The sequence below is a fragment of the Methylocystis sp. WRRC1 genome (assembly GCF_020733155.1).
Lineage (GTDB): Bacteria > Pseudomonadota > Alphaproteobacteria > Rhizobiales > Beijerinckiaceae > Methylocystis.
Window position 1 is genome coordinate 618,997 of record NZ_JAJFZJ010000001.1, and the last position, 16,745, is coordinate 635,741.

Genomic DNA, 16,745 nt, shown 5'->3' on the forward strand with positions numbered 1-16,745 from the left:
GAAAAGTCACTTCGCCGGAATCGCTCTCTGCGCTTACCGGCGAGGCGAGAATTAGAATAATTCAAAACTAGGCGGCGTCCAACCAAAATCCGACAATCCGCCGGTAGATTTCGCCGCAGGGGACGCCGCACGCGGGACCGGCGGGTTTGACGCCCCCGACGAGCAGGCTGTGTCTTGGCAATTTCGGGGGAAGAACATGTTCGACCGGCTTGTCCACAACTGGGTCTACGGCGGCTTTCTCGCCGGACTCGCGCTGCTCGCGCTTTATCCGCTTCTCGCCGAGCACTGGTCGGAGCCGCTCCGGCTGACCTTTCTCTTCCTACCGATCTATATTGTGCATCAGTATGAAGAACATGACGCGGACCGCTTCCGGCTGTTCTTCAACCGGACGATCGGCGGCGGCCGCGAGGTCCTTAAGCCTGCGGCCGTTTTCATCATCAATATTTTCGGAGTGTGGTGCGTGATCGTCGCGGCCTGCTATCTGTCGGCGAATGTCAATCCCGGCTTTGGGCTGATCGCGGTCTATCTGGCGGTGGTCAACGCCGTCGTGCACGCCGTCCACGCCATCGCCTTCCGCGGCTATAATCCCGGCCTCGCGACGGCGCTGGTCCTCTTTAGTCCCCTCGGCGCCTATAGTGTGATGCGATTCGACGCGCTCGGCGCCGGCGGCTTGGCGTGGCAGGCGACGGGCGTCGGCGTCGCGATCTCCATTCACGCCGCCATCATCGCCTATGCCCTGCGCCGCCGGGCGGCGCTCGCCGCTACTTGAAGCCGATGACCATCGAGTCGGGACCGACGAGATGCTCGACACGGGTTTTCGCGAAGCCCGCCTCCTTCATCCAGCCTTCGCAATCCGCGCCCGTGAAATCGAAGCCGCCGGCGGTTTCGATCAACATATTGAGGCTCATCAGAAGACCGAAGGCGTTTTGGCGGCGGTCGTCGTCGATGATCGCTTCATACACGATCAGCGCGCCGCCGTCGGGCAGCGCGTCATGGGCCTTTTTCAGCAGCATGCGCTTCTGCGCCAAATCCCAGTCGTGCAGGATGTGGCCCATGATGATGACATCGGCGGCAGGAAGCGCGTCGTTGAAGAAATCGCCCGGATGGAATCGCAGCCGGTCGGCAAGGCCATTCGCCGCGACGAAGTCATTGAAGATCGGGCCGACCGCAGGCAGATCGAAACCGCCGCCCGAGAGATGCGCATGGGCGCGCGCGACGGTGACGGGAACCATGCCCTGCGCGGCGCCGACGTCGATGAAAGTCTTGTAGTCCGACCACGGGAATTTCTCGGCAATCGCATGGGCCGCCCCGGCGCTGACGCCGCTCATCGCCGCAAGGAAGCCGCGCAGACGGTCGGGGTCCGCGTAAAGCGCCCCGAAGAGATCGCCCTCCTCCTTGTTCTCGCTCTGTCGCTGGCCGGTTTTCAACGCCTCCGTCAGATTGCCCCAGCTTGAATAAAGGCGCGCATTGGCCATCTCCAGCAGGCCGCCAACATAGCTCGGCCTCCCGCGCACGAGGAAAAAATCCGTCTCCGGCGTGTTGCGATATTGCCCGCCCTCTCGGTCCAGCATCTTCATCGCCACGAGCGCGTCGAGGAAATCGCGCGCCGAACGCTCGTGGAGGCCGAGCTTTTTTGTCAGCGTCGAGAGATCGGCGGGGCCGTCGGCAAGCGCGTCGAAGACGCCGAGCTCCACCGCCGAGAGCAGCGTCTTGGCGTTCCAGAAGGACATGCCGAGAGCGAGCAACTTCTCGGGAGAGGGCTTCAACGTCATGGGGATACTCCTGCTGAAAACGTCGTCACCGCGCTTGACGAGGTTATATTGAACGCCGCCTGTTACGGGATTGGCTGTTCGCCGTTTACCTTTGAAGATGCAAGCGTCGCCGCTTAATTTGTCAATGAGCGAACGACCGGGAGACAGTGCGCTTGGCTGACCGCTACGAGAGTTTTCAGTCGCTTGCGGCGCGCGAAATAGAGGGCGTGCATTACCGCATCCATGTCGCCGCGCGATCGTCGCCGGTCGTGGTCGTCGCGCCGCATGGCGGATTGATCGAGCCGGGAACGTCGGAAGTAGCGGCGGCGATCGCCGCGGATCGTTTCTCGCTCTATTGCTTCGAAAGCCTGACGATGCGGGCCAGGGGCGACGGCCTCCATATTACGTCCACGCGTTTCGACGAGCCGCGAGCCTTGAGACTGATCGAGGCGTCAGACGTCGCCATCGGCGTGCATGGCCGCAAGAATGGTGAGGACGAGGCGTCGGTCTGGGTTGGCGGACTGCATGAAACATTGCGGGACGCGATCTGCGATGCGCTGCTGCAAAGCGGCTTCCGCGCCAAGGCGGTCGGCGAGGGCCACCGCCTCGCGGGCCGCGACCCGGCCAACATCTGCAATCGGGGCCGTCGCCGCAAAGGCGTGCAAATCGAAATGCCGAAGGCCCTTCGGATCAAATTCGCGGCCGACACGGCGCATCGTCACGCCTTCGCCAACGCCCTGCGCGCTGCGTTGAGCGACGAACTGGCAGGCGTCCGTTGAGAGTCGCCGGCGCGGCGCAACGCGCGCCGCGCCCGCCACAACTATCTGCGCTCGATTTTCTGTGAGAGAATTTGCCCGGTGCGGGCGTCGATCAGCAGCTCGGTCTTCCGGCCATTCGGGGACAGAACCTCGACCTCATAGACCCAGCGGCCACGCTTCCGCTCCAGTTCGATCTCGGTCACAGTTCCCGGCGCTGCTTCATGCGCCCGGGCGAGAATCGTCTCCATCGGCAGGATCGCGCTGTCATTCGTCGACGGCAGAATGTCAAAGAGGTCGTCAGCGGATGCGGCGCCGGCCGTAAGGCCGATGCAAAGAGCGAGCGCTTTAAGACTATGCGAAAATGAGCGATTGATCATGACTCTTCTTTCCTCGACCGATTATTGGCGCCCGACGATGCGGCGTCGACGCAAAATCCCTAACTCTTTTTCTTTCCCGCATATGGGTTGTCGCCCGCCTTTCTCGAAATGCGGATTGGCACGCCCGGCAAATCAAAGGTCTTGCGCAGGCCGTTGATGAGGAACCGCTCGTAACTCGTGGGCAGTTCCTCCAGTTGATTGCCGAAGATCACGAAATGAGGCGGACGCGACTTAGCTTGAGTCATGTAGCGTATCTTGATGCGGCGTCCAGAGACCGCCGGCGGAGGAGATTCCTCCACCGCGGAGAGGAGCCATCGGTTCAGTTTCGCCGTGGCGATGCGCCTGTTCCACACGGCATGCGTCGCGACGATCGCCTCCATGAGTCTGTCGAGCCCCTGCCCCGTGGCGCCCGACACGGGCACGACCGGACAGCCGCGAACCTGCGGCAACAGGCGCTCGGCCTCCTCTCGCAGCAGGGAAAGCTTCGCCCCCCGATCCTCGATCAGGTCCCATTTGCCAAGGGCGATGACGAAGGCGCGGCCCTCGCGCGCGGCGAGATCGGCGATGGTGAGATCCTGCTTCTCGAACGGGATCGTGGAATCGATCAGCAGGACCACGACTTCCGAGAAACGCACGGCGCGTAGCGCGTCGGCTGCGGACAGCTTCTCCAGCTTGTCGACGACCTTGGCGCGCTTGCGCAGGCCGGCCGTGTCGAAGAGCTTCATCTTGCGGTCGCGCCAGACGAAATCGACGCCGATCGAATCGCGCGTGATGCCGGCCTCGGGGCCGGTGAGAAGCCGATCCTCTCCGAGAATTCGGTTGATCAGCGTGGATTTGCCCGCGTTCGGCCGTCCGACCACCGCGATGCGCAGCGGCTTGGTGACGTCGAGGTCGCTGCCGTCCTCCTCGTCGTCGTAGAGGTTTTCTTCTTTGTCGGCTTCTTCTTCCTCGGGCTCGGCGGTCTCTTCGGGCAGCGCCTCGCGCAGCGCGTCGTAGAGATTGCTCATGCCCTCGCCGTGCTCGGCGGAAAGCGGGACCGGATCGCCGAGGCCGAGCGCGAAGCCTTCGAGCGCGCCAGCCTCGCCCGCCTTCCCTTCCGCCTTGTTGGCGATGAGAATCACCGGCTTGCCGGCGCGGCGCACGAGATCGGCGAAATATTTGTCCTCCGGCGTCACCCCGACGCGCGCGTCGATGACGAAGAGGATCGCGTCGGCGGAGAGGATCGCGTTCTCGGTCTGGGCGCGCATGCGGCCTTCGAGCGTGGCACTCGCGCCCTCCTCCAGCCCGGCCGTGTCGATGATGGTGAAACGCAGATCGGCAAGCCGCGCCTCGCCCTCGCGGCGGTCGCGCGTTACGCCCGGCCGGTCGTCGACCAGCGCCAGTTTCTTTCCGGTCAGCCGGTTGAACAGCGTCGATTTGCCGACGTTCGGCCGGCCGATGATGGCGAGCGAGAAGGACATTTGCGTTTTCTTCGTTTCAAAATATGCGAGCCTGAAGGCCCGTGGTCCAGAGGCGTCTTGGACCGCAGGCCTTCAGGCTCGCAAGAAATGAATGAGGCGTGGCCTGTTACTTGGCCTCGATCGGCGCCGAGCCGGCGGGGGCGTCGCCCTTTTCCGACTCGATTACCGGCGTCACGGGGATGACTCCGCCATCGGCCCCGCCGGCGCCGGAGGCGGCCGCCTTCTTGGGGCCGCGCTTGGCGTGCAGCAGGCCCTTGTAAGCGGAGGCGCGCTGACGCATGGATTGAGGCGCGTCACGGTCGGCGAGCACCTGCTCGAACACGCGCTCCGCCTCGTCGAAATCGTCGTTGGCGAGGGCGTCGAGCCCGTTCCATTCCTGAGCGGAGAAGCGGAAAGCCCCGTTCGACGTCATCAGCGGACCCAGAGCGCGCTCCAGCTTCTCGCGGTCGCCGCCTTCCATAACCAGCAGCGCGGCGCGCAGCAGCGCGACTTCCTGCATGAGCTTGTCGACCGTGGGATCCTCGCCGATGGCGTTGAGCTCGGCCAGCGCCTGCGACTTGTCCGGGCGAGCCTCGGCGGCGCGGATGCGGGCGAGCGCGGCGTAGCCTTTCGGGCCGTCCTTGGCGATCGCGTCGAAGGCGGCGGCGGCCTCGGCGTTCTTGCCCTCATTGGCCAAAGCCACGGCGGCCTCGAAGCGGGCGTTGGCGGCCTCGGCGGTCTTCTGGCGCTTGTCCTGGTAGTAACTCCATGCGCCGGTCGCGGCCACGATCAGGAAAGCGACAACGAAAATCGGCGTCTGATAACGCCGCCAGAAATCGGCGGCCTTGTCCCGACGGACGTCCTCGTCGACCTCGTGGAAAATATCCGACATCTGCTCGCGACCCTTTTGTAACGGCTATTGGAGCTTGGCGCCCGGGCAAGGCGTTAGCACAGGGCGGCGGGAAAGGCGAGTATCACGCGCCGGACGGCGGGAGCGCTCCTGTTCCGCCGCGCAGGAGCGGCCGAGGCTGGAGCGGACGCGCGCCTCCTGCCTCGCGAATGCCCGACCTTCTGTCGCTTCCGTCATATTATACAGTAATTTCAGTAGCTTGTCGGGAACCGGCTATTTTTGATCGAGGCGCCATGAGCCGTCCCAATCAGCGGCGGGAGGCGCCGTCGCCAAATCTTCGACGCGCCGCATCAGCGTCATCGACGGCCCGTCGCCGGGCGCCGCCTCGAGCGCCAGGGCGAGCGCCCGGCGGGCTTCGTCCCAACGCTGCGCACGATAGGCGGCGAGGCCCTCGGCGTATCGCAGCTGCAGCTCCATCAGGCGGGGACTTAGCCCGCCTTTCGGCCCCATGGCCTCGAACACCGTTTCCGGCTGCGTTTGACCCAGCATCGCCACACGATCGATTTCGCGGATCTCGACGACGTCTTCGGCGCCGGCTGCGGCGCGTTCGGACAGAAGGATGCGGGAGCCATATATCTTGTTGGCGCTCTCGAGCCGCGACGCCAGATTCACCGCGTCGCCGAGCACGGTGTAGCTCATCATGTGATCCGACCCGACGCTGCCGACAACCACTTCGCCGGTCGCGACGCCAATCCGTATGTCGAAGGCGATCGGCACATTGCGCACGCCCAACAGCTCGGGAAACTCGGCGCGCAATTGCCCGACGCATTCCAGCATGTCGATGGCGGCGAGGCTCGCGAGCCGCGCATGATCTTCCGCGTCGTTGAAGGGCGGCCCCCAATAGGCCATGATGGCGTCGCCGATATATTTGTCGATAACGCCGCCATGGCGCCGGACCGGCTCCGACATCACGGAAAAATACCGGTTCATGATTTTCACCAGGCCCTGCGGCGTCATCCTCTCGCTGGCGCTGGTGAAGCCGGTGACGTCGCAAAACAAGACCGTCATGACGCGGCGCTGTCCGTCGGAGGCCAGCGCCCGCTGGTCGATCAGACCTTCGACGATGCGCGGATCGACATATTTTCCGAAGGTCGCGCGAATGTGCTCCTTCAGACGCAACTGCTCGACCATACGATTGAAGGCTGCGGTCAGATGACCGATCTCGTCGCGCGTCGTTATATGGATTACCCTGTCGAGATCGCCCATCTCGACGGCGCGCGTCCCCTCGAGCAACTGGCGGACCGGACGCGTCAGACCGTCACTGACCAGCACGGAAAACAATACGCCGAGCAAGGCGGCAAGGAAGGTGAGAGCCGCGGCGACGATCATGGCCTCATGCTGGGTCTGAACCGTGATTTCCGCGTCGGCGGTCAGGAGCGCGAGCATATCCGACCGAACCGAGTCGAGCTTCCCGTTCAATTCATCCCGCAGCGCGTCGACGCGCTCGAGATTGTCTGAAAGAGTTGCAGAGTCTTTTGCGTCGAGCTGCTTCAGAAACCGCTGGATTTCGTCATTGAGGTGGCGACGCGCATCCACGGCATGTTCTATGCGGTCATCGATGCGGGTGAGCCTCGTCGCGTCGCCAAAAGTGCTTCCCTTCTCGATAAGCGCTCCAATCAGGGCGTGTGCGCTCGCGATATTCTGTTCGACGGCGGCGCCCTTCGCTTCGAATTTTTCGAGGTTTGCGGCGGTTCGGTCATCGCCCGGGCCCAGCTGGATCTTGCCGATGATCATCCGTCGAAGCGCGAGGGCGCGTTCGAGCGATGAAATGTTGGCGCGCGCGAGGCTGCCATAGGCCGGGATGTAGCTGCGCGTCAGCTCTTCGAAATGGGCGCCGACGCGCATGATGTAAATCATCGACAAGAAAGACGTTAGCGCCATCAGCACGATAAGCGCCAAAGCAACGCCCATGATCTTTCGCCTGATGGATAACTGAATCATTACGAGATTTCCTTGAATCGTCATGCGCCGGAAAAGAGCCCGGCATTCGACGCCCCGGCGCCTCACGTCGTCTGACGCCGATCAAAAAAGCCGATCGCTGCAAAACGCGTCAAAACCGAAGACCGTTCGATTACTTTCCCATTTTTTCGTATGCGTCGTTGATCGCCTTGTGCAATTCCTTCCACACGGAGTTGATCCGCACGTCCGGCCCCCAGTTATACAACCCTTTGGCGACCTCGGCGATTGTCTCGTTGATCGGCTCGCTGCCGCCTTCCTCCAGCTCCATGGAGAAAAGCGCCGGCAGGGCGTCGCCTTTCCACGCGTCCCAATGTTCGTTCGAGTAATTGGACACGCCTCGCTGAGCCGCCAGCAATTCCGGCGTAAACCGCGCAAAGATCTGGTGTAGCGGGCCATCCGCCGCCTCGGCGCGATAGGCGTCGCGCACGGCGAAATAGCGCACATGCTGAAGCTCATGAGCGAGGCAGCACCCCATGCGGGCGTCGCTCATCGCGGGATCATAATAGATCTTTATGGAGCCGTCGGGCAGCGCCTCGCCTTCCGAGGTGAAACTCTGACCGAGATAATCGAAGGTCTTCTTCTCCGGACTCAGCGTCACCTTGCTCGGGTCGCAGCCGAATTCCCGGACGAGCCCTTCGAGAATCTCGCGCTTTCGGATGAAATCCGGCGATGACGCAACTTCCTCGCCTGTCGCCGCCGGTGGCGACTGTCGGGGCGCCGGCCAATGGGTCGTATCCTCGTCATGGGTGATGCGCCAGTCGAACCCGGAATGAGATGCGGCGACATGCTCCCACCATCTCCGGCCGTCCTTTTGTCGCGGCGAGAGATCATTGACTCTTATCTGTCGAAAAACGCCGGGGTTCTCCTCCAGGGCGGCAATCGCCGCGCCGACCATCTGACGCCCCAGCCCGGGCCTCAGCGAATTTATCTGTTCGAACACCAGCGAGGGGGGATCGAATTTACCCGCGAGGAGTAAGGCGACGCCGGACGCCTCCTTGCCGTCGGGGACGGTGATCATCTTCGCGGACGACGACGCCCTGATCTCCCAGAAGCTGCGCCCGTATTTTTTTGCGTCCGTATACAGCCCGAGCGCCCGCAGATTAGCGCATATGGCGTCGGCGATCGCCTCGATCGCGGGATCGCATTCGTCAATGGCGTCGTTTCCGCGTCCAAACCGGAAAATGTCCCAAAGGCGCAAGCGGCAAGCTCCCGGTGAAAGGAAATTTCGGGACGGCGACGAAATCCATTAACCCATGAGGCGCGCATCGTTAAGGGGGCGAGATTGCGACGCTCGCCCGAAATGGGCGCGCGCTCACATTGATTCAGGCGATGGAGGCAAGCTACATTCCTTCCACCATGCTCTATTACGCCACCAAGGCCATCGTCTCGGCGCTCGTCATCGTCGCCATTTCGGAGATCGCCAAGAGATCGACGGGCTTTGCCGCTCTCGTCGCGTCTCTACCGCTCACCTCGCTGTTGGCCTTTGTCTGGCTTCGGATCGAAGGCGCGCCGCCCGAGAAGATCGCGGAGCTGTCCGGCCAGATCTTCTGGCTCATCATCCCGTCGCTGATCCTGTTTCCGCTGTTGCCCTTTCTGCTCAGGAACGGGGTCGGCTTCTGGCTCAGCCTCGGCGCGTCGATCGCCGCGACCGCGGGCGCCTATGTCCTGATGCTGTCGCTGCTGCGCAGGATGGGCGTCGGACTTTAGCTTCGGCCCGGCCGCTGAATATTCACGAACGTTTGTAGCCCGCAGGCATCCGACGCCGTCACCGGTGAAAGATCCCCACAAGCTCCGTTTCCGCCAACAGATGCTTGCGCGCTTCGACCTCGACCTCCTTGCAGGTCGGGTGCGTGCGAATGGGCAGTTCGGCGCAATCGAGCGCAAGCAGTCGAAAGTGATAATGGTGGACCCCATGGCCGTGCGGCGGGCACGGGCCGTTGTAGCCCAGCTCATCGAAGTCGTTGATCCCGTGCCGGAAATCCTCGAATCCCTCTGGGCGTCCAGCGCCTTCCACCAGCTCCGTGTGGTAGGCGGGGATGTCGTAACAGGCCCAGTGGCGGAAGACGCCGCGCGGCGCGTCCGGGTCTTCACAGAGCAGGACGAAGCTTTTCGTCTCCTTCGGCGCGCCGGACCATTTCAGCGGCGGCGAGCGATCGTCGCCCTCGCAGGTGAATTCCTGGGGGATTTTTTCGCCCCCGGAGAATGCGTCGGAAGTCAATCGCATCGATCCATCGCCCCATAGCAAAGGCCAGGCTATTTCAGCCGCCAGCCGTGTAATCCTACATCCTCGATGCAGGATGCATACTGCGCCAAATTAGCGCCGGACTGGAGTTCGGCGAGCGCGACGGCGCCTTCAATCCAGAATGACATGCGGGACAAATCGTGAGCTATTCGACGTCAAGGGCGATACATCCTCACGAATGCCCATGCCCGCCGGCGCGCCGCCGACGAGCCATGATCCAAGCACCGGATAGCGGCCGTCGAAATTCCCGAGCAAATGGAGCGCCTGCAGCACGTGCCCCTCGGCGCCGTACGAGCCCGGCGTGCTGGCGATGGCGCGGCCATCCCTGACGAGCGAGACATTGGCGCCCTCGCGCGAGTAGAGCGGTTTCCGGGCGTAGCTCTCGCCGAGCGCCGCCGCGCGAGGCTCATCGGCGAAATAGCATTCGAGCAGATTGGGATGACCAGGCGCCATCTCCCACAACAGCGCCAGCATCCCCTTGTTGGAGAGCACGGTTTTCCACGGCGGTTCGACAAAGCGCGTGTTGCGCATCGCCGGGGCATGGCTGAATTCGTCGGCGAACATCCATTCCCATGGATAGAGCTTGAACAAGGTCTCGATCCGGCGCCCCTCGCGATCGTAAAAATTGGCGCCCTTGAGGCCGATGTCCTGCATGTCGAGCAGAGCGGCGACGCTTCCCGCCTGCGTCGCGCAATCGGCCAGATAGGCGGTCGTGCCGAAATCCTCGACGCTGTCGCTTATCGCTGCGAGATGAATCAGAGACTTTTGCGCTATCTCGCCCCAACGCGCGATGAGCTTGTCATGAAGCGAGTTGAACTGATCCGCGCCGCGCGGCAAATCACCGCTTTCGACCAGATGCTCAAGCCAATACCATTGCACGACGGCGGATTCATAAAGGCTCGTCGGCGTGTCGGCGTTGTATTCGAGAAGTTTCGCAGGACCCCTCCCGTCATATACGAAATCGAAACGTCCGTAGAGCGACGGCTCCCGCTTTTTCCAGCTCTCCGCAACAAGATCGCGCGCATGTACTGGAATGCGGAGCCGCTCCATCATCTCCTGACTTTCGACGATACGCCCGACGAGATCGAGGCACATCGCGTCGAGTTCGGCCGTCGGCGCTTCGATATCCTCCTCGATCTCGCGCAGCGAGAATGCATAGCGCGCGCTTTCGTCCCAATAGCGCACTCCGTCCATATTGGCGTAAGTGAAGCCGATTTCCGCGAAATGCCTTTCGAAATCGGGGCGCGGCGGCGAGGATTCGCGTCTCATGAGCCGCCGAAGTGAAAACCGCCGGAATGACCGAAGCCCCCGAAGGACGCGCCATGCGAGGATGAGCCGACTGCACCCCAACGCCAACCGCTGCTCGAACGGTGGTATGTCGAGCCGCTACGATGCTTGCAGATCAGCTCGTCGGGGTTCGCTGGGTCAGGCTCGCAGTTGAGCTTCCTGTCGAGCCAGTCGATCGTTTCATAGACGCCGAGCGACAGCGCGCCCATGATCGCCAATGAAACGGCGAGCGACCGCTTTTGCGACGACGGCCCGCCGCCCGCGGGCGCCTTCGCCCTGTGGGTCACGACCGGCGGCGCCGGGCCGCGTTTGCCGAATTCCTTGCCCTTCTCCGTCATGCGCTCACGGGCTCATGCAGGCGGCGCTGAGCAGCCCCGCCGAAACCGAGACTGCCGCTACCCAGAGCGCCGCTCCGAGCGCATTCTCCTCGATCGCCAGCGACAGGCCCGGGTGTGCGAGACGCGCGAGGAAATAGGCGATGATCTGGGTGACGAGCGCGACGAAGCCCCACATCACGAATTCGAGAACCGAGCCCGTGTGATGGATCGCGCCCGCCAGCGCAATGGAGAATCCGACGAGACTTCCGCCAAAGGCGATCGCCGCCGAAGCGTTCTGCTGCTCGACGATCAGGGCGAACTCGTCGTGCCGCGTCACGCGCGTATAGACGAGGCAGAAGACAGCGCAGAAGCCTACCGCGCCGGCGAAATAAACGGAGAAGGCCAGCAGGCCGGACAGAAATTCAGGCACGAACATCGACCCCCGTCAGGCTGAGTCGGAGTCAATGTTAGCATTTACCGAGCTTGAGCGACACAGGCTACGGCATACGGTCCGCGGCGGCGGGAAGAAGCGGGTCAGAACGGTCACGGCGTAATCCCGGAACGCCAGCCACCGTCACGGTATCGGATTGAACGCCCGAACAAAGCAGAACTTACGACATTGCAATCGTCGCCAAGCGGGTTTGGGCTGCAATTGTGGAATTCCACAATGGCGCGCCGCCTGCACTTTGCGCTCTCGACAAGTGAGCGCGTCTCTAGAGGGTGTTATGCACTCTGTATGATGAACTCCGCGGCGCGCTTGAGCATGAGACATGCGAAAGCGACGACGTGTAGTCCTGCGAGGGTCTGAGCATAGCGCTCGTAATCTTTGACGAGCCGCCTGCATCGCGTCGCCCAAGCGAATGAACGCTCGACCACCCAGCGCTTGGGCAGCAGCACGAAGCCCTTCTTCGCCTCGGCGAGTTTGACGACGCAAAGTTCGGCGCCCTGCGCTTTTGCTGCTTCGGCCGCGTTCTCGCCGGTGTAGCCCTGATCGACATAGATGAGTTCGACGCTGTCGCCGGTCGCTTCCTGCACGGCGGCGGCGAGCTTGCCGACCTCGGCGCGGTCGTCGACGTTGGCCGGCGTGACATGCAGCGCCAGTAGATGGCCCAATGTATCGACCGCCATGTGCAGCTTCGAGCCACGCTTGCGCTTTGCGCCGTCATAACCGGCTCGCGGGCCGCTCTCCGGGGTCGACCGCAAGGTGCGGCTGTCGATGATCGCCGCCGTCGGCTCGGCAGCCCGCCCGGAGGCGACGCGCGAGACGGCGCGCAAATCCTGCGCCAGCGCCTCGAATACGCCCGCCGCCAGCCAGCGCTGCGATTGCTGATACACGGCCGACCACGGCGGCAGATCATTAGGCATGGCGCGCCATGCGATGCCGTAGCGCAGCACGTAACGTAGCCCGTTGAACAGCTCGCGCAGCGAATGTTGACGCTGCGGCGCGCTTTCGTCCATGAGCGTCAGATACGGCGCAACCAGCGACCACTCTTCGTCGTTGACGTCAGACGGATAAGGCTTCCGAATCGGAGACATCCGATTCTACTAAGGCAATCAACGACCAAAGTACATAACACCCTCTAGGTACCGGATGCGAGCGCTCGGATTGCGTATCAATGAAGCGCGAGGCGAACCCGGCGCCGCTGTCTGTCATGGAGAGCTCGGCGTCGTTATGTCGACACCGGCTCTATTGTCGGCCTGGCTCAGTCCTTTGCAGCGCTCACCCGCCACACCGTATTCCCGACATCGTCGGCGACAAGCAGTCCGCCGCGACGATCCACCATCACGCCCACCGGACGCCCGCGCGCCTCCCCTGTCGGACTCAGGAAACCGGTCAAAACATCTTCCGGCCCGCCTATGGGCGCGCCATTCCGGAACTTCACGAAGATCACCCGATAACCGGCGCGCGGATCACGGTTCCATGACCCGTGCTGACCGATGAATGCTCCATTCTGGAAGGGGCCAAGATCGGCCTCGCCAACAAAAGTGAAACCGAGCGACGCCGTATGCGAGCCGAGGGCGTAATCGGGTTTAACGGCCTTCTTCACGAGCTCGGGATTTTGAGGCTCGACGCGCGGGTCGAGATATTGGCCGAAATAACTGTAAGGCCAGCCATAAAAGGCGCCGTCACGCACCGAGGTCATGTAATCCGGCACGAGATTGTCGCCGAGTTCGTCGCGCTCATTGACCGATGTCCATAACTCGCCGGTCACCGGATTCCAGTCCATGCCCACCGGATTGCGCAGCCCCGACGCGAAGACGCGCGTTGCGCCGTTCGTCGGATCGATCTCCAGAATTGCGGCGCGGTCTTTCTCTTCATCCATGCCATTCTCGCCGACATTGGAGTTGGAGCCGACGCCGACGTAAAGCCGCGAACCATACGGATCGGCCAGGAGACTTTTTGTCCAGTGGTGATTGCGTCCCGCTGGCAGGTCGGCCACCTTCAGCGGTTCGGAATCGATGCGCGTCTGTCCGTCCGTATATTGATAACTGACCAGGGCGTCGGCGTTGGCGACATAGAGCCGATCGCCGATGAGCGCCATGCCGAAGGGCGAATTCAGACGTTCAAGAAAAACGGTCTTGGTCTCCGCCACGCCGTCACCGTCGGCGTCGCGCAGCAGGGTGATGCGGTTGGCGCTCGGCATGTGCGAGCCGGCCTTGCGCATGTAGACCCCCATGAAAAACGACCGGATCACGCCGCTGGTTCCCGGCGCGCGCGGCGGCGCGTCGGTCTCGGCGACAAGAACATCGCCGTTGGGAAGTTCGTACAGCCAGCGCGGATGTTTGAGTCCTCCGGCGAAAGCTTTCACCGAGAGCCCTGCCGCAGGCGTCGGCTCCTCGTCAGGCGCCCAGCCGACCGCGCGCGCCGTTTTGACATAGGGCGCCCAGGCCGGGGATGGAGTCGGTTCAGGCAAGGTCGGATTCGGACCGTAGCCCGCGCTCTCGGGCAGGCTTGTCCCGCGATTGCAAGCGGCAAGCCCCAGCGCCGCCGCCGCGGCGCAAGCGAGAAATCGTGCTGAGAAACTTTTTGTGAACATCTAGCCTCCCACAAGGTCGGCGCATGGCATTGAAACGCGCCGACGATTGAAAAATGGCGCGAAGCCCGCGCTTCTCAAGCCTCGGCCAGGATATGCGCGTGAACTGATGAGGTGGATGCCCTCTCCACCCCATCAGTTCAGAGAGAGGGCGCAGATCCGAATTGCCAACTTGCAGATGGAGAACGCCAGTTCAGCGGATGTGAGATGCGAAATGGGAAGACGATCGCGCGGCCTCGAAATTTGCCTCCGTTTGTATCCGTCACTCACACTCGATGGTCAATGGGTTTGCGTTCACATTGTAATTGCCGGACGTTTCGCGCGCCCTCCAAAACAATACCAACTACGATACCACCCAGCTAAGGGGGCTGGATTTGCGCATTCTACATGGCGATAATTCCAGCCATAAGTGTGAGCGCATCATAAAAGATGCGCCCCGAACTGTCCGATCCGAGCCCCCTCGCTCCCAAACTCCGCCTCGCGTCGATGCGGAAGGCGATGCCCCCACGGCACCCTCGTGGTCCCTTTGGCTTTTATCTACGGTCGCCATCCTGTCTGCTGAGAACGAAGCGTTCAGTATCTCCAATTCAAGCTCGCAGAGACGCTCCTCGGCTCGCCATAGAATAACGCTCCATTCGATGTCCAGTTTGCGCGATTTGTAAGGTTCGCCGCGCTCACCTCAAGCTTTACGTGATCATTGAAACTGTAGGCGACCGTGGCGCCCAGCATTTCCTGAGGCGGCAGGACGAAGCCATATGTGTTTGGCATCGTCGCCTCGGCGCTGCTCGCAAAGTAGTAACTGCCGCCGAAGTCGAGCCCCTTCAGATGGCCGGCATTGACGGCGTAGTTCGCCGTCAGACTATAGACCCGACGCGGGGCCCCCAGGAGATCGCTGCCTTTCTGTGACCGGAGGTTTTCGTCCTTGGTGACCTGCGCGTGCAAGAATGTCGCGGAGCCGTTGACGCGCAGATTTGGAAGCACTTCACCGCCCACATTGACTTCAATCCCGTGACTGTGCTGCTGGCCGGTAACGAGATCATAGAAGCCGGAAGGATTTGCAGGATTGGGAATTGCGACGTTGTCACGTGTGATGTCGAACAGTCCAACCTCGAACGTCATTTTGCGATCGAGAAAGAGGCGCTTAAAACCGATCTCGTATTGAGTGTCGCGCTGCGGCGCGGGCGCCTCGCCACTTTGCAGACGGGCGCTGATATTCGGGATCAGCGACTGGCCAAAAGCGGCATAGAGCTGTGTTGCATCCGAGAGGTCGTAAAGGACGCCCGCTCTTGGGCTGAAATAGCCCTTCACCCCCTTGCTGAGACTCGATGTCGGCTGCCCCGACAATGCGCCGAACGGGTCGAGAACGCGCTCGCGCTGACGGAGAAGATCGTAGCGTCCGCCGATCAAAATTCGCAGCTCGGGCGTCAGATTGACAAGATCCTGCGCATACACGGACTGGCTCCACGCGCGGGCCACGCCGTTTGCCCATTCGGCGCCCAAATAGCTGACGCCGAGAGGATAGACCGGGTTGAAGACGTTGATCGGCGCGAATGCGTCGCGAGCGAATTTCGGAGAGTAGCCTTGGAAATAATCCCAGTGCTCCAGCCCGAAGAACAGCTTGTGGGTCAGGAAGCCAGTGTCGAACTGGCCGTCGAGACGCAGTTGCGCATCGAAATTCCGGACCGCCTCGCGCGTCCTCGCGGGACGCCCAAGCGTCACAGATTGAAAGCCGTCATAGCCCCATCCCGTCGACCACCCCCAGTTATTCGCAGAAAGGTAGTAGTCGACCACCGACGTCAGGCGCCAGTTCCTGTCGAAGGCGTGCTCGTATGTGAAGGTTATGTCGTCGTAGAACGGCGTTTCATGCTCGTTTACCGGCGCGCCGGCATAGAATTCTCGGGGCACGTAGAAAAAAAAGGGCGCAGCGGGAAAGCCGTCGCGATAGACGAGGCGCACGGCGTTGTGTTCCGCGCGCAAGGACAATCGGTCGCCATTGTCCGCGACGAAAGTCAGCATCGGCGCGATGTCGAATCCGCGCCGTCCGACGAAATCGACAAAGCTACCGACACTCTGGGCCGAGCCGGTAACCCGCAACAAGAGCGATTTGTCGTCCATCAAAGGTCTGTTGGCGTCCATCGTGACGCGTCGAACGCCGAACGCGCCCAATGTGCCTGTAAAACGCGTGAAGCTTTCCTCCGTCGGCGTCTTGCGAATGTAATTCGCGGCGCCGCCATAACCGCCTGGCGCCTTGCCAAACAACATCGCGCTCGGGCCCTTGTAGAACTCGACATGATCGACCGTTGACAGGTCGACAGTCTGAGACGTGAACCCGTGCGACGCGCCATCAAACAGCGTCAATCCGCTTGGGAATCCCCGCATGACAAATCGGGGCGAATAACCTGAATTCACCGCCGAAGCGTTGACAAACACGCCGGAAACGTCTCGACCCAGACGCTGCGCTTGTGAGACCGGTTCGGATGAATGAGCACGCGTGTTCGCATGATGTATTCTCTCGCGATCAACAGGCTTTTCGTCGGCGCGGGGCGACGATCCCTGTTCCGAACGCGCCGAGGGCGGCGCGACGAGCGCCCCCAACAGAAACATCAAGCGGATGGACACCTTCTTTCCGCGCACGCATCGCCCTCATTCACGCAGATATTCTGCCAATGA

16 protein-coding genes are annotated in these 16,745 nt (G+C 62.2%); 3 read left to right on the forward strand and 13 right to left on the reverse strand.

The genetic code is table 11. The features are described from left to right. The first annotated feature begins 196 nt into the window (after positions 1-196). Positions 197-769, forward strand: a complete 573-nt coding sequence (locus LG047_RS03180; RefSeq protein WP_227965336.1) for an HXXEE domain-containing protein — start codon at positions 197-199, stop codon at positions 767-769. Here LG047_RS03180 and LG047_RS03185 read toward each other — a convergent pair. Further along, complete coding sequence (locus LG047_RS03185; RefSeq protein WP_227965344.1) at positions 762-1,772, reverse strand: acetylserotonin O-methyltransferase; 1,011 nt, start codon at positions 1,770-1,772, stop codon at positions 762-764. The genes LG047_RS03180 and LG047_RS03185 overlap by 8 nt on opposite strands. A 146-nt stretch (positions 1,773-1,918) precedes the next feature. Here LG047_RS03185 and LG047_RS03190 point away from each other — a divergent pair, with 146 nt between their 5' ends. Further along, positions 1,919-2,530, forward strand: a complete 612-nt coding sequence (locus LG047_RS03190) for a poly-gamma-glutamate hydrolase family protein (RefSeq protein WP_227965346.1) — start codon at positions 1,919-1,921, stop codon at positions 2,528-2,530. Between the two features lie 41 nt (positions 2,531-2,571). On the opposite strand, the gene LG047_RS03195 is transcribed toward LG047_RS03190, so the two are convergent. The 5 genes from LG047_RS03195 to LG047_RS03215 all read right to left on the reverse strand — a co-directional run bounded on the left by LG047_RS03195 (position 2,572) and on the right by LG047_RS03215 (position 8,392). Further along, positions 2,572-2,886, reverse strand: a complete 315-nt coding sequence (locus LG047_RS03195; protein WP_051134075.1) for a PepSY domain-containing protein — start codon at positions 2,884-2,886, stop codon at positions 2,572-2,574. Positions 2,887-2,945: 59 nt separating this feature from the next. Then, positions 2,946-4,346: a ribosome biogenesis GTPase Der gene (gene der, locus LG047_RS03200; protein WP_036282166.1), complete on the reverse strand. Its 1,401-nt coding sequence runs from the start codon at positions 4,344-4,346 to the stop codon at positions 2,946-2,948. A gap of 106 nt (positions 4,347-4,452) precedes the next feature. Further along, on the reverse strand, positions 4,453-5,217 hold the full coding sequence (locus LG047_RS03205; RefSeq protein ID WP_227965348.1) for a tetratricopeptide repeat protein: 765 nt from the start codon (positions 5,215-5,217) through the stop codon (positions 4,453-4,455). Between the two features lie 231 nt (positions 5,218-5,448). Next, entirely contained in the window at positions 5,449-7,176 is a 1,728-nt protein-coding gene (locus LG047_RS03210) for an adenylate/guanylate cyclase domain-containing protein (RefSeq protein ID WP_227965350.1), read from the reverse strand. Between the two features lie 130 nt (positions 7,177-7,306). Beyond that, a complete protein-coding gene (locus LG047_RS03215; protein ID WP_227965352.1) occupies positions 7,307-8,392 on the reverse strand; it encodes a hypothetical protein in 1,086 nt (361 codons plus the stop codon). A gap of 119 nt (positions 8,393-8,511) precedes the next feature. On the opposite strand from LG047_RS03215, the gene LG047_RS03220 reads away from it, so the two are divergent. After that, a complete protein-coding gene (locus LG047_RS03220) occupies positions 8,512-8,901 on the forward strand; it encodes a DUF3147 family protein (RefSeq protein ID WP_227965354.1) in 390 nt (129 codons plus the stop codon). A gap of 58 nt (positions 8,902-8,959) precedes the next feature. Here LG047_RS03220 and LG047_RS03225 read toward each other — a convergent pair whose 3' ends face one another. The 7 genes from LG047_RS03225 to LG047_RS03255 all read right to left on the reverse strand — a co-directional run bounded on the left by LG047_RS03225 (position 8,960) and on the right by LG047_RS03255 (position 16,679). Further along, a complete protein-coding gene (locus LG047_RS03225) occupies positions 8,960-9,418 on the reverse strand; it encodes a YbhB/YbcL family Raf kinase inhibitor-like protein (protein ID WP_227965356.1) in 459 nt (152 codons plus the stop codon). Positions 9,419-9,547: 129 nt separating this feature from the next. Then, positions 9,548-10,705 (reverse strand): glutathionylspermidine synthase family protein, encoded by a 1,158-nt coding sequence (locus tag LG047_RS03230; protein ID WP_227965357.1) that lies wholly within the window; start codon positions 10,703-10,705, stop codon positions 9,548-9,550. Continuing rightward, the gene (locus LG047_RS03235; RefSeq protein WP_227965359.1) at positions 10,702-11,061 is read right to left on the reverse strand and encodes a hypothetical protein; all 360 of its coding nucleotides are present in this window, start codon (positions 11,059-11,061) and stop codon (positions 10,702-10,704) included. Before LG047_RS03235 ends, LG047_RS03230 begins: the two co-directional genes overlap by 4 nt. A 4-nt stretch (positions 11,062-11,065) precedes the next feature. Beyond that, positions 11,066-11,476: a DUF350 domain-containing protein gene (locus LG047_RS03240; RefSeq protein ID WP_036282203.1), complete on the reverse strand. Its 411-nt coding sequence runs from the start codon at positions 11,474-11,476 to the stop codon at positions 11,066-11,068. Positions 11,477-11,763: 287 nt separating this feature from the next. Continuing rightward, positions 11,764-12,576, reverse strand: a complete 813-nt coding sequence (locus tag LG047_RS03245) for an IS5 family transposase (protein WP_227965361.1) — start codon at positions 12,574-12,576, stop codon at positions 11,764-11,766. 167 nt (positions 12,577-12,743) lie between these two features. Continuing rightward, positions 12,744-14,078 (reverse strand): sorbosone dehydrogenase family protein, encoded by a 1,335-nt coding sequence (locus LG047_RS03250; RefSeq protein WP_227965362.1) that lies wholly within the window; start codon positions 14,076-14,078, stop codon positions 12,744-12,746. Positions 14,079-14,648: 570 nt separating this feature from the next. Continuing rightward, positions 14,649-16,679 carry a TonB-dependent siderophore receptor gene (locus tag LG047_RS03255; RefSeq protein ID WP_227968417.1) on the reverse strand — a complete coding sequence of 677 codons (2,031 nt, stop codon included), beginning with the start codon at positions 16,677-16,679 and terminating at the stop codon, positions 14,649-14,651. Positions 16,680-16,745: the final 66 nt, after the last annotated feature.

Excerpts from the sequence above, each read along its gene's own strand:
- LG047_RS03255 (WP_227968417.1), bottom strand. The coding sequence starts at position 16,679 with ATGTTTCTGTTGGGGGCGCTCGTCGCGCCGCCCTCGGCGCGTTCGGAA.
- LG047_RS03195 (WP_051134075.1), bottom strand. The coding sequence starts at position 2,886 with ATGATCAATCGCTCATTTTCGCATAGTCTTAAAGCGCTCGCTCTTTGC.
- LG047_RS03210 (WP_227965350.1), bottom strand. The coding sequence starts at position 7,176 with ATGATTCAGTTATCCATCAGGCGAAAGATCATGGGCGTTGCTTTGGCG.
- LG047_RS03205 (WP_227965348.1), bottom strand. The coding sequence starts at position 5,217 with ATGTCGGATATTTTCCACGAGGTCGACGAGGACGTCCGTCGGGACAAG.
- LG047_RS03240 (WP_036282203.1), bottom strand. The coding sequence starts at position 11,476 with ATGTTCGTGCCTGAATTTCTGTCCGGCCTGCTGGCCTTCTCCGTTTAT.
- LG047_RS03225 (WP_227965356.1), bottom strand. The coding sequence starts at position 9,418 with ATGCGATTGACTTCCGACGCATTCTCCGGGGGCGAAAAAATCCCCCAG.
- LG047_RS03185 (WP_227965344.1), bottom strand. The coding sequence starts at position 1,772 with ATGACGTTGAAGCCCTCTCCCGAGAAGTTGCTCGCTCTCGGCATGTCC.
- LG047_RS03235 (WP_227965359.1), bottom strand. The coding sequence starts at position 11,061 with ATGACGGAGAAGGGCAAGGAATTCGGCAAACGCGGCCCGGCGCCGCCG.
- der (WP_036282166.1), bottom strand. The coding sequence starts at position 4,346 with ATGTCCTTCTCGCTCGCCATCATCGGCCGGCCGAACGTCGGCAAATCG.
- LG047_RS03180 (WP_227965336.1), top strand. The coding sequence starts at position 197 with ATGTTCGACCGGCTTGTCCACAACTGGGTCTACGGCGGCTTTCTCGCC.
- LG047_RS03230 (WP_227965357.1), bottom strand. The coding sequence starts at position 10,705 with ATGAGACGCGAATCCTCGCCGCCGCGCCCCGATTTCGAAAGGCATTTC.
- LG047_RS03250 (WP_227965362.1), bottom strand. The coding sequence starts at position 14,078 with ATGTTCACAAAAAGTTTCTCAGCACGATTTCTCGCTTGCGCCGCGGCG.
- LG047_RS03245 (WP_227965361.1), bottom strand. The coding sequence starts at position 12,576 with ATGTCTCCGATTCGGAAGCCTTATCCGTCTGACGTCAACGACGAAGAG.